This window comes from Faunimonas sp. B44, from assembly GCF_052655945.1.
In genome coordinates, this window is sequence record NZ_JBQYEX010000002.1 from 54,316 (window position 1) to 72,478 (window position 18,163).

Below are 18,163 nucleotides of genomic sequence, written 5' to 3' on the forward strand. Positions count from 1 at the left end.
CCCTTCCCGGGAGAGCTCAGGACCGATGCGGAAGCTGATCGCCGGCAACTGGAAGATGAACGGACTGACGGCGGACATCGCGGAAGCGCGCGCGGTCGCGGCGGGCCTCGCCGCGGCCGGCGGGAAGGCCGACGTGATGATCTGCCCGCCGGCAACGCTGATCGCCCGTCTCGCCTCGGCGCTCGAGAACGGGCCGGTCGCAATCGGGGGGCAGGACTGCCATGCCGAGGCGGCCGGCGCGCACACCGGCGATATCTCGGCCGAGATGTTGGCCGATGCCGGCGCGTCCGCAGTGATCGTCGGCCATTCCGAGCGCCGCACCGATCACAATGAAGACGACGCGACCGTGAGGGCTAAGGCCGAGGCCGCGCATCGCGCCGGCCTCCTCGCGATCATCTGCGTCGGGGAGACGGAGGAGGAGCGCCTGCGCGGCGCCGCCGCGGACGTCGTGACCGCCCAGCTCTCCGGGTCGATTCCGGACGGCGATCCGGGCCGCATCGTCATCGCTTACGAACCGGTGTGGGCGATTGGCACCGGGCGCACGCCCACCGGGGATGACATCGCCGAGATGCATCACCATATCCACCGGCATCTGTGCGATCGATTCGGGTCGGCCGGGGAGGAGATCCGCATCCTTTACGGCGGCTCGATGAAGCCGTCCAACGCGGCCGAGATCCTCGCCATCGCCCACGTCGGTGGCGGTCTCGTCGGAGGCGCGAGCCTCAAGGCCAAGGACTTCCTCGCGATCGTCGGTGCCGCAGGGGGCCTCTGACGCCTTCAATGTGCCGCCGGCCTCGTGTAGAAGCCGCGGCCAAGGAAGAGGATCATGGAAACTGTCGTTATCGTAATTCACCTCATGGTGGTTCTCGCCATGATCGGCCTGGTGCTGCTGCAGCGCTCGGAAGGCGGCGCGCTCGGCATCGGCGGATCGGGGAACTTTCTGTCCGGCCGGAGCGCGGGCAACCTCTTGACGCGCTCGACGGGCGTCCTGGCGGCCGTGTTCTTCGCGACCTCGCTCGGCCTCGCCATGCTGGCGCGGCTCGACTCGCGCCCGGCCGACATTCTCGACCGGCTGCCGGCGAGCACGCTGCCGGTCCCCGCTGCGCCGTCCGGCGGCGCGCCGCAGGCACCGGGAAGCGGCCCGGGGATCCTCGAGCAGCTCCAGGGCGCGGGCGCGTCGGCTCCCGCCGGCCAGACCCAGGCGCCCCCGGCGTCCGGACCGCAGGCGCCGTCCGCCGCCCCGGAGCCGACCGTGCCGGCCCCGGCCGCGCCGTCCGGCGGGCCGCAGCAACCGGCAGGCCAGTAGGCTCGGTGCAAGGGCCGGGGACTTTTCCCCGGCCTCTCAATTTCAGACTCCACGAATCCCCCCTCGCCAGCTAGATATCGAGGCCCATGGCGCGGTACATCTTCATCACCGGCGGCGTGGTCTCCTCACTCGGCAAGGGTCTCGCATCGGCGGCGCTCGGCGCGCTGCTCCAGGCGCGCGGCTACAAGGTCCGGCTGCGGAAGCTCGACCCCTATCTCAACGTCGATCCGGGCACGATGAGCCCGTACCAGCACGGCGAGGTCTTCGTCACCGACGACGGCGCGGAGACCGACCTCGACCTCGGCCATTACGAGCGCTTCACCGGGCGCTCCGCGAACCGCAACGACAACATCACCACCGGCCGGATCTATCAGGAGATCATCGCCAAGGAGCGGCGGGGCGACTATCTCGGCGCGACGGTCCAGGTGATCCCGCACGTCACGGACGCGATCAAGGCATTCGTCCTCGACGGCAACGAGGATTGCGACTTCGTGCTGTGCGAGATCGGCGGCACCGTCGGCGACATCGAGGCGCTGCCCTTCTTCGAGGCGATCCGCCAGCTCGGCAACGACCTGCCGCGCGGCTCATGCGTCTACATCCATCTGACGCTGATGCCGTTCATCGCCTCGGCCGGCGAGCTGAAGACGAAGCCTACCCAGCATTCGGTGAAGGAGCTGCGTTCGATCGGCATCCAGCCGGATATCCTGCTGGTGCGCTGCGACCGGCCGATCCCGGAGGGCGAGCGGCGGAAGCTGGCGCTCTTCTGCAACGTGCGCGAAGGCGCCGTCATCCCCGCCCTCGACGTGCGCTCGATCTACGACGTGCCCGTCGCCTATCACACCGAGGGCCTGGACGACGAGGTGCTCGCCGCCTTCGGACTGACCGAGCGCCATTCGCCCGACCTCGCCCGCTGGCGCGCCATCGGCCACACGATCCACCACCCGGAAGGGGAGGTGACGATCGCCGTCGTCGGCAAGTACACGGGGCTGAAGGACGCCTACAAGTCGCTCATCGAGGCGCTGCAGCACGGCGGCATCGCCAACAAGGTGCGCGTCGAGCTCGACTGGATCGAGAGCGAGATCTTCGAGCAGGAAGACCCGTCTCCCTATCTCGAGCGGGTCAACGGGATCCTCGTTCCGGGCGGTTTCGGCGAGCGCGGCACGGAGGGCAAGATCAATGCCGTGACCTTCGCGCGGACCCGGAACGTCCCCTATTTCGGCATCTGCTTCGGCATGCAGATGGCGGTCATCGAGGCGGCGCGGAACATGGCCGGCATCAAGGGGGCGAGCTCGACGGAATTCGGTCCCACGGACGAGCCGGTCGTGGGGCTGATGACAGAATGGCTGCGCGGCAACGAGCTGGAGCGCCGCGCCGCCGAAGGCGATCTCGGCGGCACGATGCGACTCGGCGCCTATAAGGCGCGACTGAATGCGGACAGCCGCATCGCGGCGATCTACGGCAGCACGGACATTTCCGAGCGGCACCGCCACCGCTACGAGGTGAACATCCGTTACCGCGACCGGCTGGAAGAGGCGGGTCTCTGCTTTGCCGGCATGTCGCCGGACGGGCTGCTGCCGGAGACGGTCGAGCTCGCCGACCATCCCTGGTTCATCGGCGTGCAGTATCATCCGGAGCTGAAGTCGCGGCCGTTCGAGCCGCACCCGCTCTTCGCATCCTTCATCGAGGCGGCGGTCGAGCAGAGCCGGCTGGTCTGAGCCGGCCCGTCCTCGAAATCAGACCGCGAGCCGGATCAGCCCGCCCGTCTCGCCGGCGAGCGGGCCGGTCTCTGCCTCGTCCGGCGTCACGAGCGCTTCCGCCAGGGCTTCCGTCGAGGTCCAGTAGGGAAGGTGCAGATCGCGGTCGACATCCATGATGAGGACGCGGTCCGCGTCCGCATCGTAGGCTCCGATCGGGGAAACGTGGAGACCGCCCCAGTCGCCGGTGAGGACTCGCTGATTATAGTAGGCGAGCATGACGCTGTCCGGCTCACCCTCATTCGTCGAAAGGGCCGTCCGGACCGTCGCCAGCGCGTCGTCGTCGATACCCTTGGATGCAAGCGCCTCGACCGCGGCGTTTTCGAGCCTCATCCAGTCGAGGCTTCGGCGCAGATAGAGTTGGAGCTCCTCGAACGTCACGCCCGAGCCGGCTTCGGCGACCTGTGCGGCCCATTGCGGATCGCCGACAGCGGCGAGCAGCGCCTCCTGCGTGAGGCGGACCTGCGCCGTGTCGGTATGCGACGCGAGCGCGCCCACCGCCATTGCCGCAGAGGCGAGCGAGCACGCGCAGGGCGTCGCCTGCGGCGCGTAGAATTCCGCGAGCCGCCAGAAGTCGGCGTCCGGCCGTGCCAACAGGTAGGCGGGATCATCGAAGACGGGCTGGGTATCGGGATGGAACAGCGCGAGGTCCGCCTCCTGGACCCAGCTCTCGCCGAGGCCCAAAAGAAGTCCCGCGCCGGCGAGATGCTGCATGCTCTCTCCGTCGCATGGATCGGGTTTCTGGTCTCCTCGCCTAGGTCTTCATTCAAAACGGCGCTGTCCACCCCCTGCGGCGTTAGGCAGCCATGCGGATGCTCGGCGCGGGTGCCCCGGCCCGGCTCCGCTTGCGACGATTGAGATTTTGACCTCCTCCGCGATCGCGGCTACGACGCGGCCCGCACGTTGCGCGGCAATGAACGACGCCTGCCGTGCGTGATCCGGCGTCTTCAGGGGTGAGCACAATCCGTTCGGTCGACCACCTGGTCCTGCCCGTCGCGAGCCTGACGTCTACACGGGAGCGCTGGACTTCGCTCGGCTTCACCGTCGCCCCGGATGCCCGGCACCCGTTCGGCACCGGCAATTGCTGCGTCTTCTTCGAGAACCGCACCTATCTGGAGCCGCTCGCCGTCGTCGATCGCGCCGCGGCGGAGCAGGCGGAAAGCGAGGACGTGCTCTTCGTCTCTCGGGCGGCGGGTTACGTCGCGCGGCGCGGCGAAGGCTTCGCGATGCTGGCGCTCCGCAGCGGGGACGCCGCCGCCGATCATGCAGCCTTCGTCGGCGCGGGCGTGAGCCGCGGCTCCGATTTCCGGTTTTCGCGGAGGGCCGTGCTGCCCGACGGCAAGGAGCGCGAGATCGGCGTGGTCCTCGCCTTCGCCGTCGACGAGCGGGCGCCGGACGCCACGTTCTTCGCCTGCCAGCACCTCGCCGCGGACGTGCTCTGGCGGCCGGAATACGTGGCGCACCCGAACGGCGCGCGGGGCGTCGTCGCGGTGTCCGCCGTCGCCTCGAGCCCGGCCGACTTCCACATCCTGGCCGAAGCCATCACGGGTCAGCGCGAACTGCGCGTGACCTCGTTCGAGATCGAGGCGGAGATGGCGGGCGCGAGGTTCACGGTCTTTTCGCCGCTCGGCTTCCGCGCCCATTTCGGCGTGGAGGCGCCCGACCCGGGGCAGGGGTTGCTCCTGGCCGGCATGGAAATCGAGGTCGCCGACATCGATGCGGCGGCGCCGTTCGCGCCGGGTTCAATCCGGCACAATCGGATGATCGTCCTTCCGCCGCATCCGGGGCAGGGCGCCGTCGTGGCATTCAGGGGGCGGTCGGAATGAATGAAGCCAACCGGGTGGTGGCGGTCGGGGACGTGCGCTTCGGCAGCGCGCTCCCGCTCGCTTTAATCGCGGGCCCCTGCCAGATGGAGAGCCGGGAGCACGCCTTCGAGATGGCCGGGCGGCTGAAGGAGATCTGCGAGTGCCTCGGGATCGGCCTCGTTTACAAGACCAGCTTCGACAAGGCGAACCGGACGAGCCTGACCGGCCGCCGGGGCCTGGGGCTCGAGGCCGCGCTGCCCGTCTTTGCGGCTATTCGCAGGGAGCTCGGCCTTCCGGTCCTCACCGACGTCCACGAGCCCGGACAATGCGCCGAAGTGGCCGAGGTGGTCGACGTCCTCCAGATCCCGGCCTTCCTCTGCCGCCAGACCGACCTTCTCGTCGCCGCAGCACTGACCGGCCGTGTCGTGAACGTGAAGAAGGGTCAATTCCTGGCGCCCTGGGACATGGCGAACGTGCTCGCCAAGGTGGTCGAGAGCGGCAATCCGAACGTGCTCCTGACCGAGCGCGGCGCCTCGTTCGGCTACAACACGCTCGTGACCGACATGCGTTCGCTGCCGATCATGGCCGACACCGGCGCGCCGGTGGTGTTCGACGCGACGCACTCCGTGCAGCAGCCGGGCGGGCAGGGCACGTCGTCGGGCGGCGACCGCCGGATGGTGCCGGTGCTGGCGCGGGCGGCGGTCGCTGTCGGCGTGGCGGGCGTCTTCATCGAAACCCACCAGGATCCCGACAACGCGCCCTCCGACGGCCCGAACATGGTGCCGCTCGCCGAAATGCCGGCGCTGCTGGAGGAGCTCAGGGCTTTCGACCGGCTTGCGAAGAGGCGCGGTGGGTAACGGCGCGGGCGGGGTAGCCCGCGCCGCCTGGAGGCGGACCTACGCCGCCTTGCGGTTGACCTTGCCGAGGGCGAGCTTGTTCAGCTTGTCGTCGGCGGCGTGCTCCTCGCGCAGCGTCTGCTCCAGCACGCTCGCGCAGTCGTTCCGGCCGAGCTGCTTCGCCCATGCCACCAGCGTGCCGTAGCGCACGATCTCGTAGTGCTCGACCGCCTGGGCGGCGTTGATGAGCGCGGCGTCGAGCACCTCCTTGTCGGCGACGTCGCCGATGATCTCGTTCGCCTCCTTGATGATGCCGTCGATGGCGGGGCAGTCGACGCCCTTCGGCTCCGCGCCGTGCATGCGGAAGACCTGCTCGAGCCGGGTGACGTGCGTCTCGGTTTCCTTGCGGTGCATCTCGAAGCCCGACCGCAGCTGCGGATCGCCGGCCTTCTCGATCATCTTCGGCAACGCCTTCAGGATCTGCTTCTCGGCGTAGTAGATGTCCTGCAGCTGATGCACGAAAAGGTCGTCGAACGTTTTGATGTCCTTCGTGAAAAGGCCCATGTCTGTCTCCCGTGACCTGGAATTTCGCCGGGGCGGTACGCAACGTCTGCCGGTCGCGCGCCCCGCATTCGGAAAACGGCAAGCGGACGGGCCCGTTCCACGAAATCCCGCTGCGAGTCCTGCCCGCCGGCAAACCGTCGTGCGGCCCGGCGCCGCCTCGCTCCGGCCGCGTGTTCCCGCCGGCCCTTCCGATTCCCGCATGCATCGAATATGCGTCACCGCCGACCGGAGGAGACCGACATGACCGCCATCATCGATATCGTAGCCCGCGAGATCCTGGACAGCCGGGGCAACCCGACCGTGGAGGTCGACGTCACGCTCGAGGACGGGTCGCGCGGGCGGGCGGCCGTGCCGTCCGGCGCATCGACCGGGGCGCACGAGGCGGTGGAACTGCGCGACGGCGACAAGGCCCGCTACCTCGGCAAGGGCGTGCTCAATGCAGTCGAGGCGGTGAACGGCGAGATCTTCGACGCGCTTTCCGGCTTCGACGCGGAAGACCAGGTCCAGATCGACGAGGCGATGATCGAGCTCGACGGGACGGAGAACAAGAGCCGGCTCGGTGCGAACGCCATCCTCGGCGTCTCGCTGGCCGTCGCCAAGGCGGCCGCCGACGCCTGCGCGCTCCCGCTCTACCGCTATGTCGGCGGCGTCAACGCCCGCCTCCTGCCGGTGCCGATGATGAACATCGTGAACGGCGGCGTCCACGCCGACAACCCGATCGATTTCCAGGAGTTCATGGTGATGCCGATCGGCGCCGAATCGCTCGCCGATGCGGTCCGGATGGGCGCGGAGATCTTTCAGACGCTGAAGAAGGCGCTGAAGGAAGCCGGCCACAACACCAATGTGGGCGATGAGGGCGGCTTCGCGCCGGCGCTCGCCTCCACCGATGATGCGATCGGCTTCGTGCTCCGCGCGATCGAGCAGGCCGGCTACCGCCCGGGCGACGACGTGTCCCTGGCGCTCGACTGCGCGGCGAACGAATTCTTCCGCGACGGCCGCTATCATCTGGAAGGCGAGGGCCGCGCGCTCGGCCCGGACGAGATGGCGCGCTATCTCGCCGACCTCCTCGACCGGTACCCGATCGTCTCGATCGAAGACGGCATGGCCGAGGACGATTGGGAAGGCTGGAAGGCGCTCACCGAGGCGGTCGGCGGGCGCTGCCAGCTGGTCGGCGACGACCTCTTCGTGACGAACTCCAACCGGCTCCGCAGGGGCATCGCGGAGGGCATCGCCAACTCGCTGCTCGTGAAGGTGAACCAGATCGGCACGCTCACTGAGACGCTCGACGCCGTCGAGACGGCGCACAAGGCGGCCTACACGACGGTGATATCCCATCGCTCGGGCGAGACGGAGGATGCCACCATCGCCGACCTCGCGGTCGCCACCAATTGCGGGCAGATCAAGACGGGCTCGCTGGCGCGGTCGGACCGGCTGGCCAAGTACAACCAGCTGATCCGGATCGAGCAGGAGCTCGGACCGATGGCCCGCTTCGCCGGCCGCTCGATCCTGCGGAGCTGAGGGAGGCCCGTCCCGATCCGGGACGGCGGGCCTCCTAGCCCCGACACCCTTTGTTTACGCTGACTGGGTAGGTTCCGACCGTGGGACGTCGATAGGTTCTGCGTTCCGTCCCTTTTTCCCTTTTCGGGCAGCGCCGGTCATGTCAACGCGTCAGCACAGGCAGTCGAAGTTCAAGCCTCTGCTGATCCCGGCGCTGTCCCTTCTCGTCCTCGGCTATTTCGCCTTCCACGCGGTCGAGGGCACCTACGGCCTGAATGCGCTGGAGAAGCTCGAGATCCGCCAGGCGGAACTCGAGCAGGCGCTCGCCGAGGTGAGGGCCGAACGCGCCGTCGCCGAGAAGCGGATCTCGCTGATGCGGGCCGACAGCCTCGACGGCGACCTCATCGACGAGCGGGCGCGCCAGGCGCTCAACATGGCGTCCGACCGCGACCTCGTGATTCTGCTCGGCCCGCGGACGAGCCAGCCCCTCCAATAGCGCTGCTGCATTCCAGCCATGCAGCGCCGGGCGGTCTTTCCCCGGCGCGCATGAGGCTATATGTCACTCAAAAGCGCCCGAATTCCGGAGGAAACGATGGCGGACACCCAGGCTGCGGCCCGTCGCGCCCGCGCAGACAGGCAGCCGCAGGCCGAGAAGGCCGAGCACGCCGACCGTGTCGGCGCCTTCGAGCCCGCGGATCTTTCCAGGGAAGCGGAACTGCGCGCCTATCGCGACATGCTCCTCATCCGCCGCTTCGAGGAGAAGGCCGGCCAGCTCTACGGCATGGGCCTGATCGGCGGGTTCTGCCACCTCTATATCGGCCAGGAGGCGGTCGTCGTCGGCATCCAGATGGAGATGGTCGAGGGCGACCAGGTCATCACCGGATATCGCGACCACGGCCACATGCTGGCGACCGGGATGGACCCGAGGGGCGTGATGGCCGAGCTCACGGGACGCCGCGGCGGCTATTCCAAGGGCAAGGGCGGCTCCATGCACATGTTCTCGAAGGAGAAGTTCTTCTTCGGGGGGCACGGCATCGTCGGTGCGCAAGTGCCGCTCGGAACCGGGCTCGCCTTCGCCAACCGCTATCGCGAGAACGGCAACGTCTCCATCACCTATTTCGGCGACGGCGCGTCCAATCAGGGCCAGGTCTACGAGAGCTTCAACATGGCGAAGCTCTGGTCGCTGCCCGTCGTCTACGTCATCGAGAACAACCAGTACGCGATGGGGACGAGCGTCCGGCGCGCGTCGGCGACGACGGAACTCTGCCGGCGCGGCCAGTCCTTCGACATTCCGGGCCACCAGGTCGACGGCATGGACGTGCGCGCCGTGAAGGCCGCTGCCGACATGGCGCTCGAGCATGCCCGCTCCGGCAAGGGGCCGATCATCCTGGAGATGCTCACCTACCGCTACCGCGGCCATTCGATGTCCGACCCCGCCAAGTACCGCTCCAAGGAAGAGGTCCAGAAGATGCGGACCGAGCACGATCCGATCGAGCAGGTGAAGGTGCGGATGATCGAATCCGGCCGGGCGAGCGAGGACGATCTCAAGACCATCGACAAGGAGATCAGGCAGATCGTGAACGAGGCGGCCGAGTTCGCCACGCACGATCCGGAGCCGGACGCGTCGGAGCTTTGGACCGACGTATACGTCGAAGCCTGATCGGGCGGAGGAAACATGCCGACGGAAATCCTGATGCCCGCGCTTTCACCCACGATGGAGGAGGGCAAGCTCGCCCGCTGGGTGGTGAAGGAAGGCGACGCGGTGTCGGCCGGCGACGTCATCGCCGAAATCGAGACGGACAAGGCGACCATGGAGGTCGAGGCCGTCGACGAGGGCCGGATCGGCAAGATCCTCGTCGGCGAGGGCAGCGAGGGAGTGAAGGTGAACACGCCGATCGCGCTGCTCCTGGGCGAGGACGAGGAATCCTCGGCGATCAAGGTCGAGAAGCCTGCCGCGAACGGCGCCGCCCCCTCGAATGAGGCCGAGCCGCCGGCGTCGAAGACGCCGCCCGAGAAGGGCGAGGACGAGGGCGAGAAGATCGCGCGCGGCACCGAGACGGGGCCCGTTTCGGCGCTCGTGGAACTGCCCCGCGCCAAGCCGCCCGTCGATGCGCCCGAGGTGCCGGAAGGCACGGAGATGGTCGAGATGACGGTGCGCGAGGCGCTCCGCGACGCGATGGCCGAGGAAATGCGCCGCGACGGCGACGTCTTCGTGATGGGCGAGGAGGTGGCCGAGTACCAGGGCGCCTACAAGGTCACGCAGGGCCTGCTGGAGGAGTTCGGGCCGCGTCGGGTGATCGATACGCCGATCACCGAGCACGGCTTCGCGGGGCTCGGCGTCGGCGCCGCCTTCGCGGGCCTGAGGCCGATCGTCGAGTTCATGACGTGGAACTTCGCGATGCAGGCCATGGACCAGATCATCAATTCGGCCGCCAAGACGCTCTACATGGCCGGCGGCCAGATGGGGTGCCCGATCGTGTTCCGCGGGCCGAACGGCGCGGCTGCGCGCGTGGCGGCCCAGCACAGCCAGGACTATTCCTCCTGGTACAGCCATGTCCCGGGCCTGAAGGTGGTCATGCCGCATAGCGCGGCCGACTTCAAAGGCCTCCTCAAGGCGGCCATCCGCGACCCGAATCCCGTCGTGTTCCTCGAGAACGAGATCCTCTACGGCCAGAGCTTCCCGGTGCCGAAGCTCGACGATTTCGTCCTGCCGATCGGCAAGGCCAAGATCGCGCGCCCCGGCAAGGACGTGACCATCGTCTCCTTCGGCATCGGCATGACCTATGCGCTCAAGGCGGCCGAGGCGCTGGCCGGGGAGGGGATCGAGGCGGAGGTGATCGACCTCAGGACGATCCGCCCGATGGACGTCGAAACCATCGTCGCATCCGTGAAGAAGACCGGCCGCTGCGTCACGGTCGAGGAAGGCTGGCCGCAGAACTCGGTCGGCACCGAGATCGCGGCGCGCCTCATGCAGAAGGCGTTCGACTTCCTGGACGCGCCCGTCCTCAACGTGAACGGCAAGGACGTGCCGATGCCCTATGCGGCCAATCTCGAGAAGCTCGCGCTGCCCTCCATCAAGGAGGTGGTCGATGCGGCCAAGGCGGTCGCCTATCGCTAGGGGTCGCGACGTGGTGCGGCCGACACGTCCGGGCGGCGGCCATCGCTGCCGCGGCGCACACCGCGCCGGTCGACGCCCGGCCGACAAGAACATGCTCTGAGAGGGCGCCCGACATGCCGATCAACATCCTGATGCCCGCGCTCTCGCCGACCATGGAGAAGGGCAACCTCGCCAAATGGCTCGTCAAGGAGGGCGACAAGGTCTCCTCGGGAGACGTCATCGCCGAGATCGAGACCGACAAGGCGACGATGGAAGTGGAGGCCGTCGACGAGGGCACCGTCGCCCGCATCGTCGTGCCGGAAGGGACGGCGGACGTGCCGGTCAACGAGGTGATCGCGCTGCTCGCGGGCGAGGACGAGGACGCCTCGTCGGCCGCGGCGCCCCAAGCGAAACGGGCCGAGGCGCCCGGGGAGGCACCTGCGCCGACCGCGAGCGGGACGCCGGCCGAAACGGCCAAGGCACCCGAACCCGCCAAAGTGGCGGAGGCACCCCGGCCGGCGGCAGCAGCCGCGGCACCGGTAGCCCGCAAGGGCAACGGCGACGGCCGGATCTTCGCTTCTCCGCTCGCGCGCCGGCTCGCCGCGGAGAACGGGATCGACCTCGCCGCCGTCTCCGGCTCCGGACCGCACGGCCGCGTCATCCAGCGCGACATCGAGCAGGCGATTGCCGGCGGGGCCGCCGGGGCCGGGAAGCCGGCGGCGGCCGCGCAGGCGCAGCCCGCTCCTGCGGCGGCGCCGGCCGGTCCTTCGGACGAGCAGATCCGGAAGCTCTTCGCGGAAGGCTCCTACGAGCTCGTGCCGCACGATTCCATGCGCAAGACGATCGCCCGGCGGCTCGCCGAGGCCAAGGCGACGATCCCGCATTACTACCTGACGGTCGATTGCGAGATCGACGCGCTTCTCAAGATGCGCGCCGAGATGAATGCCGGCGCGCCGACGCGCAAGACCGACAAGGGCGAGGAGCCGCTCTACAAGCTGTCGGTCAACGACTTCGTCATCAAGGCGCTCGCGATGGCGCTGATGGCGGTGCCGGACGGCAACGTCACGTGGACGGGCGAGGGCATGCTGAAGCACAAGCATGCCGACATCGCGGTCGCCGTGGCGCTGCCCGGCGGCCTCATCACACCGGTGATCCGCTCGGCCGATCAGAAGACCCTCTCGGCGATCTCCAACGAGATGAAGGACCTCGCGAAGCGCGCGCGGGACCGGAAGCTCAAGCCGGAGGAGTACCAGGGCGGCGCGACGGCGGTGTCGAACCTCGGCATGTTCGGCATCCGCGACTTCAGCGCGGTGATCAACCCGCCGCAGTCGAGCATCCTCGCGATCGGCGTCAGCGAGGAGCGGCCGGTCGTCCGCAAGGGCGAGGTCGTTGTGCGCAACATCATGACCGTCACGATTTCGTGCGACCATCGCGCGATGGACGGGGCGCTCGGGGCCGAGCTGATCGCCGCCTTCAAGCGCTACATCGAGAGCCCGATCGCCATGCTGGCCTGACGACCGGCCGGCGGGCATGCCAATCGAAACCGGAGGAAATCAGGAATGGCCCAAAGCAATCGTTCGGCGGAAGCTGTCTGGAGGGGTGCCGGCAAGGACGGCAAGGGGACGCTCACGTCCTCGACCGGCACGCTGTCTGGCGTGCCCTATTCCGCCGGGATGCGGTTCGGCGACGAGGCGGGGACGAACCCGGAAGAGCTGATCGCCGCGGCCCATGCCGGCTGTTTCAACATGGCGCTCGCCTTCGCGCTGTCGGGTGCCGGGCACCCGCCGGAAGAGCTGCGCACGACGGCCAAGGTGAAGATGGAGAAGGCCGACGGCGGCGGGTTCAGGATCGCGGCCGTCGAGCTGACGCTCACCGGCAAGGTGCCCGGATTGTCGGACGAAGAGTTCAGGAAGCACGCCGAGGGCGCCAAGGCCGGCTGCCCGGTCTCCAAGGTGCTGAACGCGGACATCACGCTGAATGCACAGCTGAGCAGCTGAACGCGCATAGCTCAGCGACGTTTCGGACGGCCGGCACCTGCCGGCCGTCTCGCTTTTCGCGCAAACCGCACCTCCGCGGTGCCCGGCGGCCGAGCGCCGGATTGACCGCCGCCGCGGCGGCGCGCTCCGCGCTGTGACCCTTCCGCAACAGCTCCTTAAAGCCTCATCCGCTACTCTCCGCGCCGGTTAACAGCGCCGCGTTTCAGCCATAAACGGGGCGCAGGTCAGGTCTCGTTTCCGCATGCAAAGGGACTTTGCGGAGCGCGGGATCTCCGTGGAGGAGCGCCGCGCTGGCAGCGGCATGCGCGAGGGGTCGTGTGAGTATGGACGCCAAGGTTTTCGACAAGTCTCGCCTGCCGAGCCGGCACGTTACCGAGGGCCCGAGCCGGGCCCCGCACCGGTCGTACTACTACGCGATGGGCCTCACCCGGGAGCAGATCCACCAGCCCTTCGTGGGCGTGGCGACCTGCTGGAACGAGGCGGCGCCCTGCAACATTTCGCTCGCCCGCCAGGCCCAGGCGGTGAAGAAGGGCGTGGCGGCCGGCAGCGGCACGCCGCGCGAGTTCACCACCATCACTGTCACCGACGGCATCGCCATGGGCCACCAGGGCATGAAGGCCTCGCTCGTCTCGCGCGAGGTGATCGCCGATTCCGTCGAGCTGACGATGCGCGGCCACTGCTACGACGCGCTCGTCGGGCTTGCCGGCTGCGACAAGTCGCTGCCCGGCATGATGATGGCGATGGTGCGCCTCAACGTGCCGTCGATCTTCATCTATGGCGGCTCGATCCTCCCCGGTTCCTTCCGCGGCCGCGAGGTGACGGTGCAGGATCTGTTCGAGGCCGTCGGCATGTACTCGGTCGGGCGGATGTCCGGCGAGGACCTCGACGAACTCGAGCAGGTGGCCTGCCCGTCGGCGGGCGCATGCGGCGCGCAGTTCACCGCCAACACGATGGCCACGGTGTCCGAGGCGATCGGCCTTGCGCTTCCCTATTCGGCCGGCGCGCCGGCGCCGTACGAGATTCGCGACCGGTTCTGCATGGCCGCCGGCGAGAAGATCATGGAGCTGATCGCCCGCAACATCCGCCCGCGTGACATCGTCACCCGCGAGGCGCTGGAGAATGCGGCGACCGTCGTGGCCGCCTCGGGCGGCTCGACCAACGCCGGGCTGCATCTGCCGGCGATCGCGCATGAATGCGGCATCAAGTTCGACCTCTTCGACGTCGCGGAGATCTTCAAGCGCACCCCTTACATCGCCGACCTGAAGCCCGGCGGGCGCTACGTGGCGAAGGACATGTTCGAAGCCGGCGGCATTCCGCTGCTCATGAAGACGCTGCTCGACAACGGCTTCCTGCACGGCGACTGCATGACCGTGACGGGCCGCACAATCGCCGAAAACCTCGCGCAGGTTCGGTGGAACCCGGACCAGGACGTCGTCCGTCCGGCCAACGATCCGATTACCCCGACCGGCGGCGTCGTCGGTCTGAGGGGCAATCTCGCTTCGGAGGGCGCCATCGTGAAGGTGGCCGGGATGTCGACCCTGCGCTTTTCGGGCCCGGCCCGCTGCTTCGACAGCGAGGAGGCGTGCTTCGACGCGGTCGCCAACCGCCGGTACCAGGAAGGCGAGGTCCTGGTCATCCGCTACGAAGGTCCGAAGGGCGGCCCCGGCATGCGCGAGATGCTCTCGACGACAGCAGCGCTCTACGGCCAGGGGATGGGCGACAAGGTCGCGCTCATCACGGACGGCCGGTTCTCCGGCGCGACCCGCGGCTTCTGCGTCGGCCACGTCGCCCCCGAGGCCGCCGTCGGGGGTGCGATCGGGCTGCTCAGGGACGGCGACGTCATTACCATCGACGCGGTGGCCGGCACGATCGAGGTCGCGCTGTCGGACGCGGAGCTCGCGGAGCGGCGCGCCGTGTGGCAGCCGCGCGAGACCGCGATCCGCTCCGGCGCGATCTGGAAGTACGCGCAAATCGTCGGCTCGGCGCGCGACGGGGCGGTGACGCATCCCGGCGGCTACGGCGAAACGGTGACCTATGCAGATCAATAGGATCACCGCGCTCGCCGTCATAGGCGAGATGGTCTTTGCGGGCGCGGCCTTTGCCGGACCGGCGGAGCTCACGCCCGGCGAGGCGTTCCGCTCGGGCTACGCCGCCTACAAGAAGGGCGACACGGCCGAGGCGATCGAGGCGTTGAATTACGCCGCCTCGAAGGGCCACGCCGCCTCGCTGTGGAAGCTCGGCCGCATGTATGCGACCGGCGACGGCGTGACCGAGGATGACCGCAAGGCGCTCGAGATCTTCTCGCAGATCGCGAATGACTATGCCGACGGCAATCCGCGCGGATCGGAGGCGCCCTACGTCGCCGATTCCTTCGTCTCGCTCGGCCGCTACTTCCAGGCGGGGATCCCCGGTGGCCTGCAGGCGGACCTCGTCCGGGCCCGCCGCTACTACGCCTACGCCGCATCCTATTTCGGGGAGCCCGAGGCGCAGTACCGGTTGGCCGGCATGTACCTGCACGGGGAGGGCGGCGAGAAGAGCGAGCGTCAGGCGGCACGCTGGTACAAGCTCGCGGCGCGCAAGGGCCATGCCGGCGCGCAGGCCGAACTCGGGCGGCTCCTCTATGAAGGCATCGGCATCGAGCGCAACCCGGTGCGCGGCCTGATGTGGCTCTCGATCGCCCAGCTCACCGCCAAGGGCGACGCCGGCATCCAGGCCAAGCACGAGGCGGCATTCTCCGCTGCGGGCGAGACCGATCGCCGGACCGCGCTGACGCTGGCCGAGGACTGGCTGTCCCGACGCACGGCCGCCAAGTAGAGCTCAGTCCGCGAGCTCGATCCAGACCGGGACGTGGTCCGACGGCTTTTCCCACGCACGCGTGTGCCGGTCTATGCCGGCGCTGCGCAACCGGTCCGCCGCTTCCGGCGACAGCATCAGATGGTCGATCCGGATGCCGTCGTCCTTCTGCCAGCAGCCGGCCTGATAGTCCCAGAAGGTATACCGTCCCGGGCCGTCGTCGACGGCCCGGATGGCGTCCGTCATGCCCAGCGCGGCCAAGCGCCTGAATGCCTGCCGCGCCTCCGGCTGATAGAGGGCGTCGTTCGCCCAGGCCTGCGGCCGCTTGGCGTCCAACGGCGTCGGGATGACGTTGAAGTCGCCCGCGAGCACCAGCGGCTCTTCCAGCGAAAGCCGGTCGCGCGCCCAGTGCTCCAGCCGCTCGTGCCAGGCGAGCTTGTAGGCGAACTTCTCGGTGCCGATCGGGTTGCCGTTCGGCATGTAGGCACAGGCGATCCGCACAATGCCCGCCGGAGCCGAGACAACGGCTTCGAGGAAGCGGGCCTGGACGTCGCCGTCATCACCGGGGAGGCCGCGTCGGGCGTCCTCCAGCCTGTGCTTCGAGAGGATGGCGACGCCGTTGAAGCCTTTCTGGCCGACCACCTCCAGATTGTAGCCGAGCGCTTCGATGGGCGCGCGCGGGAAGCTCTCTTCCTGCGACTTCACTTCCTGCAGGCAGACGACGTCGGGGCTCGCCTCCCTGAGCCAGTGGCTGAGGGAATCGAACCGCGCCTTGATGCCGTTGATGTTCCAGGTGGCGATCCGCATCGGCCGGGTCAGAGCGAGAAGCTCGTCCCGCAGCCGCACGATGCGGTCGCGTTCGGATTTCGGATCTGGAAGGACTGCCCGATCAGGTCGTCGACGAAATCGATCTCCGAGCCGCCGAGATATTCGAGCGAAACGGGATCGATGAGGACCGTCGCGCCGTCGCGCGCGATGACGAAATCCGCCTCGGCCGGTTCCTCGCGCACGAGGTCGTAACGGTACTGGAAGCCCGAGCAGCCGCCGCCCTCGACACTGACGCGCAGCGACGTGCCGGCCGGCTCGCCCCCGAGAATGCGCGCGACGCGGTGCGCAGCGCGCTCAGTCAGGATCACGGGTGCATCCTGCATGCGAAGACTCCGCTGTTGCCGAGCTGTGCCGTAGAGCTAAGAACGGGGCGGCTTCGAGTCAATCGGAAGGACGAGGCGGTGCGGGACTGGCCGGAGAACGTCGCGCTCGGCGGCCGACGCTGGCAGGCGCCCTATGCCGAGGACCCGGTCTGCAGCCGCGGGCGGTTCCACAATGAGCCGGACTCGCCGCTCCGCTCGCCGTTCCAGCGCGACCGCGACCGCATCCTGCACTCCGACGCCTTCCGCCGGCTCAAGCACAAGACCCAGGTCTTCGTCGTCCACGAGGTCGATCATTTCCGCACGCGCCTCAGCCATACGCTGGAAGTCGCCCAGGTCGCGCGGTCGATCGCGCGGCCGCTCGGCCTGGACGAAGATCTCGCGGAGGCCGTTTCGCTCGCGCACGATCTCGGCCACACCCCGTTCGGGCATGCCGGGGAGCGCGCGCTCGACCGCGCGCTGGCGCCGAACGGCGGCTTCGATCACAACGCCCAGAGCTTCCGTGTCGTGACCTTGCTGGAGGATCGCTACCCCGACTTTCCGGGCCTGAACCTGAGCTGGGAAACGCTCGAGGGGCTTGTGAAACACAACGGGCCGATCGTCGACGCAGGTGGTTCGCCTGCCGGACCGTATGCCGGCAAGGCGTTGCCGCACGCGCTGGCCACCTTTCCGGCGATTGCCGGATTCGAGCTCCACCTCTTTCCGAGCCTTGAGGCGCAAGTCGCTGCGCTTTCAGACGATATCGCGTATGCCTCGCACGATGTCGAGGATGGACTCCGTGCCGGCCTGATCACGCTCGCCGAGCTGGCCGACATCCCCCTGACCGGCGGAATCCTGCGAGAGATCGGAAGGGACCACCCGTTGCTCGACAGCCAGCGGCGAATTCGCGAACTCGCCCGCCGGTTGATCACGCAGATGATCGAGGACGCCATCCTGACGTCGGCCGTGCGGATCGGCGAGCGCGCGCCCGCTTGCGCCGACGAAGTCCGGCGCGCGCCGCACGCCCTCGTGAGCTTTTCGGATGCGACAGCGGCACAGGTCGGCGAGCTGAAGTCCTTCCTGTTCGCGCGTCTCTATCGCCATCCGGACGTGATGCGGCCGGTCGTGCAGGCCGAGCAGGTTGTCGCGGACCTCTTCGCCGCGCTGGCGGCGGACCCGCTCGAACTTCCGGCCGACTGGCGGCCGGAGCCGGGCACGGGACGGGACACCCCCCGACACGTCGCCGACTACATCGCCGGCATGACCGACCGCTTCGCCCTCATGGAGCACCGCCGCTTGTTTGACGCTACCCCCGATCTGGGCTAGGCGGGCGCGGAATCTCCGATATGACGCATTTCAGAGGCAACGGCGCTTCGAGCCGCTGCGG

At 68.6% G+C, this 18,163-nt stretch carries 17 protein-coding genes and 1 pseudogene; 14 read left to right on the forward strand and 4 right to left on the reverse strand.

Annotation, left to right across the window (positions count from 1 at the left end; translation table 11 throughout):
- Window positions 1-25: 25 nt before the first annotated feature.
- From tpiA to ACUN0C_RS03445, 3 genes are all read left to right on the forward strand, one after another.
- Window positions 26-772 carry a triose-phosphate isomerase gene (gene tpiA, locus ACUN0C_RS03435; protein ID WP_445464931.1) on the forward strand — a complete coding sequence of 249 codons (747 nt, stop codon included), beginning with the start codon at window positions 26-28 and terminating at the stop codon, window positions 770-772.
- Window positions 773-826: 54 nt separating this feature from the next.
- Window positions 827-1,306 (forward strand): preprotein translocase subunit SecG, encoded by a 480-nt coding sequence (gene secG, locus ACUN0C_RS03440; protein ID WP_445464932.1) that lies wholly within the window; start codon window positions 827-829, stop codon window positions 1,304-1,306.
- Between the two features lie 86 nt (window positions 1,307-1,392).
- Window positions 1,393-3,021, forward strand: coding sequence for a CTP synthase (locus ACUN0C_RS03445; protein ID WP_445464933.1), 1,629 nt, complete (start codon window positions 1,393-1,395; stop codon window positions 3,019-3,021).
- Between the two features lie 18 nt (window positions 3,022-3,039).
- Here the strand turns inward: ACUN0C_RS03445 and ACUN0C_RS03450 are convergent, their stop codons facing one another.
- Window positions 3,040-3,774, reverse strand: a complete 735-nt coding sequence (locus tag ACUN0C_RS03450; protein ID WP_445464934.1) for a phytochelatin synthase family protein — start codon at window positions 3,772-3,774, stop codon at window positions 3,040-3,042.
- Window positions 3,775-4,013: 239 nt separating this feature from the next.
- On the opposite strand from ACUN0C_RS03450, the gene ACUN0C_RS03455 reads away from it, so the two are divergent.
- Together ACUN0C_RS03455 and kdsA are read left to right on the forward strand one after the other, a co-directional pair.
- Entirely contained in the window at window positions 4,014-4,886 is an 873-nt protein-coding gene (locus tag ACUN0C_RS03455; RefSeq protein WP_445464935.1) for a VOC family protein, read from the forward strand.
- Window positions 4,883-5,722 carry a 3-deoxy-8-phosphooctulonate synthase gene (kdsA, locus tag ACUN0C_RS03460; RefSeq protein ID WP_445464936.1) on the forward strand — a complete coding sequence of 280 codons (840 nt, stop codon included), beginning with the start codon at window positions 4,883-4,885 and terminating at the stop codon, window positions 5,720-5,722. Before ACUN0C_RS03455 ends, kdsA begins: the two co-directional genes overlap by 4 nt.
- Window positions 5,723-5,761: 39 nt before the next feature.
- Here the strand turns inward: kdsA and ACUN0C_RS03465 are convergent, their stop codons facing one another.
- Window positions 5,762-6,265 carry a YciE/YciF ferroxidase family protein gene (locus ACUN0C_RS03465; protein ID WP_445464937.1) on the reverse strand — a complete coding sequence of 168 codons (504 nt, stop codon included), beginning with the start codon at window positions 6,263-6,265 and terminating at the stop codon, window positions 5,762-5,764.
- Window positions 6,266-6,505: 240 nt separating this feature from the next.
- Here ACUN0C_RS03465 and eno point away from each other — a divergent pair, with 240 nt between their 5' ends.
- The 8 genes and pseudogenes from eno to ACUN0C_RS03505 all read left to right on the forward strand — a co-directional run bounded on the left by eno (window position 6,506) and on the right by ACUN0C_RS03505 (window position 15,670).
- Window positions 6,506-7,783 (forward strand): phosphopyruvate hydratase, encoded by a 1,278-nt coding sequence (gene eno, locus ACUN0C_RS03470; protein WP_445464938.1) that lies wholly within the window; start codon window positions 6,506-6,508, stop codon window positions 7,781-7,783.
- 139 nt (window positions 7,784-7,922) lie between these two features.
- On the forward strand, window positions 7,923-8,258 hold the full coding sequence (locus tag ACUN0C_RS03475) for an FtsB family cell division protein (protein WP_445464939.1): 336 nt from the start codon (window positions 7,923-7,925) through the stop codon (window positions 8,256-8,258).
- Between the two features lie 195 nt (window positions 8,259-8,453).
- Window positions 8,454-9,422: pseudogene (gene pdhA, locus ACUN0C_RS03480) on the forward strand (pyruvate dehydrogenase (acetyl-transferring) E1 component subunit alpha); the annotation flags it as partial.
- A 54-nt stretch (window positions 9,423-9,476) separates the two neighbouring features.
- Window positions 9,477-10,880: a pyruvate dehydrogenase complex E1 component subunit beta gene (locus ACUN0C_RS03485; RefSeq protein ID WP_445465424.1), complete on the forward strand. Its 1,404-nt coding sequence runs from the start codon at window positions 9,477-9,479 to the stop codon at window positions 10,878-10,880.
- A 113-nt stretch (window positions 10,881-10,993) separates the two neighbouring features.
- Window positions 10,994-12,373: a pyruvate dehydrogenase complex dihydrolipoamide acetyltransferase gene (locus ACUN0C_RS03490; protein WP_445464940.1), complete on the forward strand. Its 1,380-nt coding sequence runs from the start codon at window positions 10,994-10,996 to the stop codon at window positions 12,371-12,373.
- A gap of 45 nt (window positions 12,374-12,418) precedes the next feature.
- Complete coding sequence (locus tag ACUN0C_RS03495; RefSeq protein WP_445464941.1) at window positions 12,419-12,856, forward strand: OsmC family protein; 438 nt, start codon at window positions 12,419-12,421, stop codon at window positions 12,854-12,856.
- A 323-nt stretch (window positions 12,857-13,179) separates the two neighbouring features.
- Window positions 13,180-14,904, forward strand: a complete 1,725-nt coding sequence (gene ilvD, locus ACUN0C_RS03500) for a dihydroxy-acid dehydratase (protein ID WP_445464942.1) — start codon at window positions 13,180-13,182, stop codon at window positions 14,902-14,904.
- Window positions 14,891-15,670, forward strand: a complete 780-nt coding sequence (locus tag ACUN0C_RS03505) for a tetratricopeptide repeat protein (RefSeq protein ID WP_445464943.1) — start codon at window positions 14,891-14,893, stop codon at window positions 15,668-15,670. Before ilvD ends, ACUN0C_RS03505 begins: the two co-directional genes overlap by 14 nt.
- A 3-nt stretch (window positions 15,671-15,673) precedes the next feature.
- Here the strand turns inward: ACUN0C_RS03505 and xth are convergent, their stop codons facing one another.
- A complete protein-coding gene (gene xth, locus ACUN0C_RS03510; RefSeq protein WP_445465425.1) occupies window positions 15,674-16,456 on the reverse strand; it encodes an exodeoxyribonuclease III in 783 nt (260 codons plus the stop codon).
- An 8-nt stretch (window positions 16,457-16,464) separates the two neighbouring features.
- On the reverse strand, window positions 16,465-16,800 hold the full coding sequence (locus tag ACUN0C_RS03515) for a HesB/IscA family protein (RefSeq protein WP_445464944.1): 336 nt from the start codon (window positions 16,798-16,800) through the stop codon (window positions 16,465-16,467).
- A gap of 78 nt (window positions 16,801-16,878) precedes the next feature.
- Between ACUN0C_RS03515 and ACUN0C_RS03520 the strand changes: the two genes are divergently transcribed.
- Complete coding sequence (locus ACUN0C_RS03520) at window positions 16,879-18,102, forward strand: deoxyguanosinetriphosphate triphosphohydrolase (protein WP_445465426.1); 1,224 nt, start codon at window positions 16,879-16,881, stop codon at window positions 18,100-18,102.
- Window positions 18,103-18,163 lie beyond the last annotated feature (61 nt).

Excerpts from the sequence above, each read along its gene's own strand:
- tpiA (WP_445464931.1), top strand. The coding sequence starts at position 26 with ATGCGGAAGCTGATCGCCGGCAACTGGAAGATGAACGGACTGACGGCG.
- ACUN0C_RS03505 (WP_445464943.1), top strand. The coding sequence starts at position 14,891 with ATGCAGATCAATAGGATCACCGCGCTCGCCGTCATAGGCGAGATGGTC.
- ACUN0C_RS03490 (WP_445464940.1), top strand. The coding sequence starts at position 10,994 with ATGCCGATCAACATCCTGATGCCCGCGCTCTCGCCGACCATGGAGAAG.
- ACUN0C_RS03495 (WP_445464941.1), top strand. The coding sequence starts at position 12,419 with ATGGCCCAAAGCAATCGTTCGGCGGAAGCTGTCTGGAGGGGTGCCGGC.
- ACUN0C_RS03450 (WP_445464934.1), bottom strand. The coding sequence starts at position 3,774 with ATGCAGCATCTCGCCGGCGCGGGACTTCTTTTGGGCCTCGGCGAGAGC.
- ACUN0C_RS03515 (WP_445464944.1), bottom strand. The coding sequence starts at position 16,800 with ATGCAGGATGCACCCGTGATCCTGACTGAGCGCGCTGCGCACCGCGTC.
- ilvD (WP_445464942.1), top strand. The coding sequence starts at position 13,180 with ATGGACGCCAAGGTTTTCGACAAGTCTCGCCTGCCGAGCCGGCACGTT.
- ACUN0C_RS03445 (WP_445464933.1), top strand. The coding sequence starts at position 1,393 with ATGGCGCGGTACATCTTCATCACCGGCGGCGTGGTCTCCTCACTCGGC.
- ACUN0C_RS03465 (WP_445464937.1), bottom strand. The coding sequence starts at position 6,265 with ATGGGCCTTTTCACGAAGGACATCAAAACGTTCGACGACCTTTTCGTG.
- xth (WP_445465425.1), bottom strand. The coding sequence starts at position 16,456 with ATGCGGATCGCCACCTGGAACATCAACGGCATCAAGGCGCGGTTCGAT.
- kdsA (WP_445464936.1), top strand. The coding sequence starts at position 4,883 with ATGAATGAAGCCAACCGGGTGGTGGCGGTCGGGGACGTGCGCTTCGGC.
- ACUN0C_RS03475 (WP_445464939.1), top strand. The coding sequence starts at position 7,923 with ATGTCAACGCGTCAGCACAGGCAGTCGAAGTTCAAGCCTCTGCTGATC.
- eno (WP_445464938.1), top strand. The coding sequence starts at position 6,506 with ATGACCGCCATCATCGATATCGTAGCCCGCGAGATCCTGGACAGCCGG.
- secG (WP_445464932.1), top strand. The coding sequence starts at position 827 with ATGGAAACTGTCGTTATCGTAATTCACCTCATGGTGGTTCTCGCCATG.
- ACUN0C_RS03485 (WP_445465424.1), top strand. The coding sequence starts at position 9,477 with ATGGAGGAGGGCAAGCTCGCCCGCTGGGTGGTGAAGGAAGGCGACGCG.